The sequence below is a fragment of the Agromyces luteolus genome, from assembly GCF_009729855.1.
Classification (GTDB): Bacteria; Actinomycetota; Actinomycetes; order Actinomycetales; family Microbacteriaceae; genus Agromyces; species Agromyces luteolus.
Map to the genome: position 1 here is coordinate 144,562 of NZ_WODA01000004.1, position 6,193 is coordinate 150,754.

A 6,193-nucleotide genomic window follows, 5' to 3' on the forward strand; every position below is an offset into this window, starting at 1 on the left:
GCTCGTCGCGACCGCGCGCGCGTGGCGCGTACGGGCGGTCGCGGGGCCCCGAGGCGGACGAACGCCGACCCGCCGAGTGCGCGGATTCGCGACGAGCGCGCACGCGCGCGACCGCGCGGGGGTCGCCGAATCGCGCACCCGGTGCGCAGCCGCACGATGCGGCAGCCGCCGCCTACTGCTTCGCGGCCTTCGCCGCCGCCTTGGCGGCCTGCTTCGTGGCGCGGACCTTCGCGAGCGACTCCGGGTCGACGATGTCGGCCACCGAGGAGTACGACCCCTCGTCGCCGTAGTGTCCGGCGGCGGCGCGCCATCCGCTCGCCTCGAGCCCGCATTGCTTGCCGAGCAGCGCCAGGAAGATCTTCGCCTTCTGCTCGCCGAAGCCCGGCAGCGCCTTCAGTCGCTTCAGGACCTCGGCGCCGTCGGGGTCGCCCTGCGTCCAGATCGCGGCGGCGTCGCCGCCCCAGTCGTCGCGCACGGCCGCGGCGAGCGCCTGCACGCGCCCGGCCATCGAGCCCGGGTAGCGGTGCACGGCCGGAGGCTGCTTGAACGCATCGACGAACCGCTCCGGGTCGACCGCCGCGATCTCCGCGGGCTCGATCGTGCCCACGCGGTCGCGGATCTTCGCCGGCCCGGCGAACGCCGTCTCCATCGCGACCTGCTGGTCGAGCAGCATGCCCGTGAGCAGTGCGAACGCGTCGCTGCCCAGCAGGTCGTCGGCAGCGGCATCCCCGGTGATGTTGAGCGTGGTCATGGGGTCCATCCTCCCACCGGGGGTGGTCCGGCGGGCGGTCGCGGCGCGCGCCCTCGGCAGCCGGTCGTCGGACGATCCTCGCGACACGCCGGACGCGCACGGCGCGCCACTCAGAATCTCCGACCACGGGCCGGCGCGAGTTCGACGCCCTGCGCATTCCGGACAGGAACTGGCCGCATGGTGCGCGACACTGATCGCGTCAGCCCAGCCGGGGCATCCCCGGCCCGGCCCGAACAGGAGGACCACCATGGACTGGAAGATCGAGCTCATCCACGTGCCCGTGACCGACGTCGACCGGGCGAAGGCGTTCTACGTCGACAAGCTCGGCTTCAACGCCGACCACGACCAGCGCGTGAGCGACGACCTGCGCTTCGTGCAGCTCACCCCGCCCGGCTCGGCCTGCTCGATCGCCTTCGGCGAAGGCCTCGGCAACACGCTCGAGCCGGGGTCGCTCGACGTCATCCAGGTCGTCATCGCCGACGCCGACGCGGTGCTCGCCGAGTTGCGGGCCAAGGGCGTCGAGGCCGAGGGAGTCGACGAGCAGGCGTGGGGCCGCTTCATCTCGCTGCGCGATCCCGACGGCAACCGCTGGACGCTGCAGCAGCTGCCCGACTACGGCGCAGCCTGACGAACGGATGCCGCGCGGCCGGTGCAACGCCACCGCATGAGAATCCGGCCCTCAGCCCCGCACGAGCGCTCGTCCCCCGGATTCTCATCCGGCAGGAGCGTACGGCAGGCGCGTGCGGCACGAGCAGTCAGCCGCGCGGCGGCGCCGTGCTCGCGCGCACCACGAGTTCGGGAACCCGCGAGGTGCGGTCGGGCGCCGCCGCCTCGTCGCGCAGCACGTCGGCGACGGTGGCCATGATGTCGCGGCCGAGCGAGTCGAAGTCCTGCCGCACGGTCGTGAGCGGCGGCGTGAAGAACGCGGCCTCGGGGATGTCGTCGAACCCGACGACGCTGAGCTCGTCGGGCACCGCGACGCCGGCCTCGTGGCAGGCGTGCAGCAGGCCGAGCGACATCTGGTCGTTGCCGACGAACACGGCGGTCGCCCACCGGTCGGCGAGCAGGCGTCGGCCCGCCGCGTGGCCGGATGCCGCGAGCCAGTCCCCCACGATGGGATCGCGCACCTCGAGCCCGTGCGCCTCCAGCGCGGCGGCGAAGCCGCGGCGGCGCTCGGCGGCGTCCATCGAGTCGGCGGGGCCCGCGACGTGCGCGATGCGCCGGTGCCCGAGCCCGATGAGGTGCTCCGTCGCGAGGCGGGCGCCCGCCGCCTGCTCGAACGAGACGCGGTGCAGGCCCGGTTCGGGCTCGGATGCCACGGCCACGACGGGCACGCCCGCGTCGATGCCGCGCAGCACGTCGATGCCCTCGCGCTCGCCCGAGATGAGGACGATCGCCTCGACCCGCTGCAGCACGAGCCGGTGCACGGCCTGCGTGAGCACGTCGGCGTCGAGCGTGCGCATGCTCGCCTGGCTGACCGCGTACCCCGCCTCGCGGGCCGCCTCGTTGAACCCGAGCGCGGCGCTCGAGGGGCCGTAGTCGGGGCGTCCGGCCTGGATCAGCCCGATCGAACCCGACCTGCGCTGGGCCATGGCCCGGGCCGTCGGCGACGGCGTGTAGTTCAGCGCCGCGATCGACTCGCGCACGCGCTCCCGGGTCGCGGCGGCCACGCCGGGCAGGTCGTTGAGCACGCGCGAGACGGTCTGGTGCGAGACGCCCGCGTGCCGTGCGACGTCGAACATGGTCGGCACGCCCGCCGACCCGGGCGCCGATGGCGAGCCCGAGGCATCCGACCCCGAGGCATGCGGCCCCGAGGCATCCGAGCCCGAGACATCCGAGCCCGAGACATCCGCCCCCGTCGGCACACCCGCCGCGGACGCCCCGACCGGGTCGTCGCCGACCCGCGCCGAGGCATCCGCCCTGCTCATGGGGCCCTCCTTCAGAGGCCCTGCGCCAGTCGGTAGTAGGCCTGGTTCCACCGTACTTCGCGCCCGAACTCGCGCAGGTCGGTGGACTCGTCGATGACGAGCAGCTCAACGCCGGCCATCTCGGCGAAGTCGCGGAACACCTCGACGCCGACCGCGGTCGACATGACCGTGTGGTGGGCGGCGCCGGCGGTGAGCCACGCGGCGGCCGAGGTCTGGAAGTCGGGGGCGGGCTTCCAGATCGCGCGGCCGACGGGGAGCTTCGGCAGGGCCTCGCGCGGCGCGACGTTCTCGACGACGTTCGCGGTGAGGCGGAACCGGTCGCGCATGTCGGAGAGCGCGACGACGACGGCGGGGCCGGGGTCGGCGGTGAAGACCAGGCGCACCGGGTCCTCCTTGCCGCCGATGCCGAGCGGGTGGATCTCGAGGCTCGGTCGAGCGGTCGTGATCGACGGCGCCACCTCGAGCATGTGCGCGCCGAGGATCAGCTCGTCGCCGGGCGTCATGTCGTAGGTGTAGTCCTCCATGAGCGTCGCACCGCCGGGCAGGCCCGCGCCCATGACGTTCGCGACGCGTACGAGGATCGCGGTCTTCCAGTCGCCCTCGGCACCGAAGCCGTAGCCCTCGGCCTGCAGGCGCTGCACCGCGAGTCCGGGAAGCTGGCGAAGCGCCCCCAGGTCTTCGAACGACGTCGTGAAGGCGCCGAAGCCGCCCTCCTCGAGGAACGAGCGCAGCCCGATCTCGATCGCGGCGCCGTACCGCAGCGACTCGTGCCGGTCGCCGCCGCGCCGCAGCTCCGGCGCGACGTCGTACTCCGCCTCGTAGACGGCGACGAGTGCGTCGATGTCGGTATCGGATGCCGCGTGCACGGCGTCGGCGAGCTCGTTCACGCCCCACGTGTTGACCTGCACGCCGAACCGCAGCTCGGCCTCGGTCTTGTCGCCCTCGGTGACGGCGACGTAGCGCATGTTGTCGCCGAAGCGCGCGAGCTTCAGGCTGCGGGATGCCGCGAGGCCGGCCGCCGCACGCTGCCACGTGCCGAGCTCGCGCTGCACGCGCGGGTCGGAGGCGTGCCCGACGATCGTCTTCCGCGGCACGCCGAGCCGGGTCTGGATGTACCCGAACTCGCGGTCGCCGTGCGCGGCCTGGTTCAGGTTCATGAAGTCGAAGTCGATCTCGGCGTACGGCAACTCGACGTTCGCCTGCGTGTGCAGGTGCACGAGCGGCTTCTGCAGCGCGTCGAGGCCGGCGATCCACATCTTCGCGGGGCTGAAGGTGTGCATCCAGGCGATCACGCCGATCACGTTCGGCGCGGCGTTGGCCTCGAGGGCGACCTGCCTGATCGCGGCCGAGTCGGTGAGCACCGGCTTCCACACGACCTTCACGGGCACGTCGGATGCCGCATCGAGCGCCTCGGCGATGGTGCGCGACTGGTCGGCGACCTGCGCGAGGGTCTCCGGGCCGTACAGGTGCTGGCTCCCGGTGAGGAACCAGACCTCGTAGCCGTCGAGCGAGGTGGTGAGCGGGGTGCGGGTCATGTGCGTGTCCTTCTGGTGCTGGATTCGAGTGCGGTTGGCGGATGCCTCGGGGCGCGGGTCAGAGCGCCGCGACGGCGGCCGCCTCGGCGGCAAGGCCCGCCGCGTAGCGGTCGAGGTAGGCGGCGAAGCCGGCGACATCCGTCGGGTCGGGCTCGGCGACGTCGATCGCCGCGCCCGCGAAGACGCGCTGGTCGAGGTACGTGCCGAGGTCGGCCTCGTCGGTGTGCGCGAGGTACGCGGCGAGCACCGCGATGCCCCACGCGCCGCCCTCGGATGCGGTCTCGCCGACCGCGACGGGCGCGTCGAGCGCGCCCGCGAGGAAGCGCTGCGCGACCCCCGCGGTGCGGAAGATGCCGCCGTGGGCGGTCATGCGGTCGAGGCCGACGCCCTCGTCGTGCAGCACGCGCATGCCGAGCGCGAGCGTGCCGTACACGCCGTAGATCTGCGCGCGCATGAGGTTCGCGAGCGTGAGCCGGCTGTCGGGCGTTCGGACGACCATCGGCCGCCCCTCCTCGAGCCCGGCGATGGGCTCGCCCGCCAACTGGTTGTAGGCCAGCAGCCCGCCGGCATCCGCCTCGCCCTCGAGCGCCTCGCGGAACAGCGCGCCGAACACCGCGTCGCCGTCGAGCTCGACGCCCGCGGCCGCCGCGAACCGCCCGAAGACGCCCGCCCACGCCGCGAGCTCGCTCGCGCCGTTGTTGCAGTGCACCATCGCGACAGGATCGCCCGCAGGCGTCGTCACGAGGTCGAGCTCGTCGTGGGCGTTCGCGAGCGGATGCTCCAGCACGACCATCGCGAAGATGCTCGTGCCCGCACTGACGTTGCCGGTGCGCGGCGCGACCGCGTTCGTCGCGACCATGCCCGTGCCGGCGTCGCCCTCGGGCGGGCAGAACGGGATGCCGGCGCGGAGCGCGCCCGTCGGATCGAGGAGCGCCGCGCCGGCCTCGGTGAGCGAGCCCGCGACGCGGCCCGCGGGCAGCACCTCAGGCAGCAGCTCGGCGACCTTCAGGCCCGGCGCCCGCGAGGCGACGAGCTCGTCGTAGGCGGCGATGAGCGTCGCGTCGTAGTCGTTCGTCGCCGAGTCGATCGGGCACATGCCGGACGCGTCGCCGACGCCGAGCACGTTGCGACCGGTCAGCTTCCAGTGCACGTAGCCGGCGAGGGTCGTGACGCTCGCGATCTCGGGCACGTGCGGCTCCTCGTCGAGGACCGCCTGGTGCAGGTGCGCGATCGACCACCGCAGCGGGATGTTGAGACCGAACCGCTCGCTGAGCTCCGCGGAGGCCGGGCCGGTCGACGTGTTCCGCCAGGTGCGGAACGGCACGAGGAGCTCGCCGTCGGCGTCGAACGCGAGGTAGCCGTGCATCATCGCCGAGACGCCGATCGCACCGAACGTCTCGGGCACGACGTCGTGGCGCCGACGGAGGTCGGCGACGAGGTCGGCGTACGCGGCCTGCAGGCCCGACCAGACCGACTCGAGCGAGTAGGTCCAGCGCCGGTCGACGAACTCGTTCTCCCACTCGTGGCTGCCGACGGCCAGCACCTCGGTCGGATCGGGCCCGACCAGGCAGGCCTTGATGCGGGTCGAACCGAACTCGATGCCGAGCGACGTGCGCCCCTCGAGGATCGCCGCGCGCGCGGCATCCGTGGTCATGGTCTCGCTCATCGTCGTGCGTCTCCACTGGGGTTCGTTAGCGCTAACAATCCCCAATGTTAGCGCTAACGACCCGTTCGGCCAAGCGCTCGCGATCCCCTTCGCCGCACCCCTCCGCCGCCGCCCCGCTCCGCCGCCCCGCTCCGCCGCCCCGCGTGCACGCATCAGGAGATTCCGCTCGACGCGCCGCAGTCCCCCGGCGCGCCCGCGCGAATCTCCTTCACGGCGCACGACCCCGCCGAGCTCGCGCGTGCGCGCGACGACGACGAGGGGCGGATGCCAGGCGCTTTCTGCCGGTCGTTGCAACACCTTGCCTGTTAGGTGC

Annotated in this window: 5 protein-coding genes; 1 reads left to right on the forward strand and 4 read right to left on the reverse strand. The window is 73.2% G+C overall.

Going from position 1 to position 6,193, the window contains the following annotated elements; genetic code table 11:
- Window positions 1-172: 172 nt before the first annotated feature.
- Window positions 173-760 carry an HhH-GPD-type base excision DNA repair protein gene (locus GLX25_RS03530; RefSeq protein ID WP_155840829.1) on the reverse strand — a complete coding sequence of 196 codons (588 nt, stop codon included), beginning with the start codon at window positions 758-760 and terminating at the stop codon, window positions 173-175.
- Window positions 761-998: 238 nt separating this feature from the next.
- Here GLX25_RS03530 and GLX25_RS03535 point away from each other — a divergent pair, with 238 nt between their 5' ends.
- Window positions 999-1,379: a glyoxalase superfamily protein gene (locus GLX25_RS03535; RefSeq protein WP_155840830.1), complete on the forward strand. Its 381-nt coding sequence runs from the start codon at window positions 999-1,001 to the stop codon at window positions 1,377-1,379.
- Between the two features lie 127 nt (window positions 1,380-1,506).
- Here the strand turns inward: GLX25_RS03535 and GLX25_RS03540 are convergent, their stop codons facing one another.
- From GLX25_RS03540 to GLX25_RS03550, 3 genes are read right to left on the reverse strand one after another with little or no spacing between them, the layout of a single operon-like run.
- Complete coding sequence (locus GLX25_RS03540) at window positions 1,507-2,679, reverse strand: LacI family DNA-binding transcriptional regulator (RefSeq protein ID WP_240898125.1); 1,173 nt, start codon at window positions 2,677-2,679, stop codon at window positions 1,507-1,509.
- An 11-nt stretch (window positions 2,680-2,690) separates the two neighbouring features.
- The gene (gene araA, locus GLX25_RS03545) at window positions 2,691-4,214 is read right to left on the reverse strand and encodes an L-arabinose isomerase (protein ID WP_155840831.1); all 1,524 of its coding nucleotides are present in this window, start codon (window positions 4,212-4,214) and stop codon (window positions 2,691-2,693) included.
- 58 nt (window positions 4,215-4,272) lie between these two features.
- On the reverse strand, window positions 4,273-5,880 hold the full coding sequence (locus GLX25_RS03550) for a xylulokinase (RefSeq protein WP_420837637.1): 1,608 nt from the start codon (window positions 5,878-5,880) through the stop codon (window positions 4,273-4,275).
- Window positions 5,881-6,193: the final 313 nt, after the last annotated feature.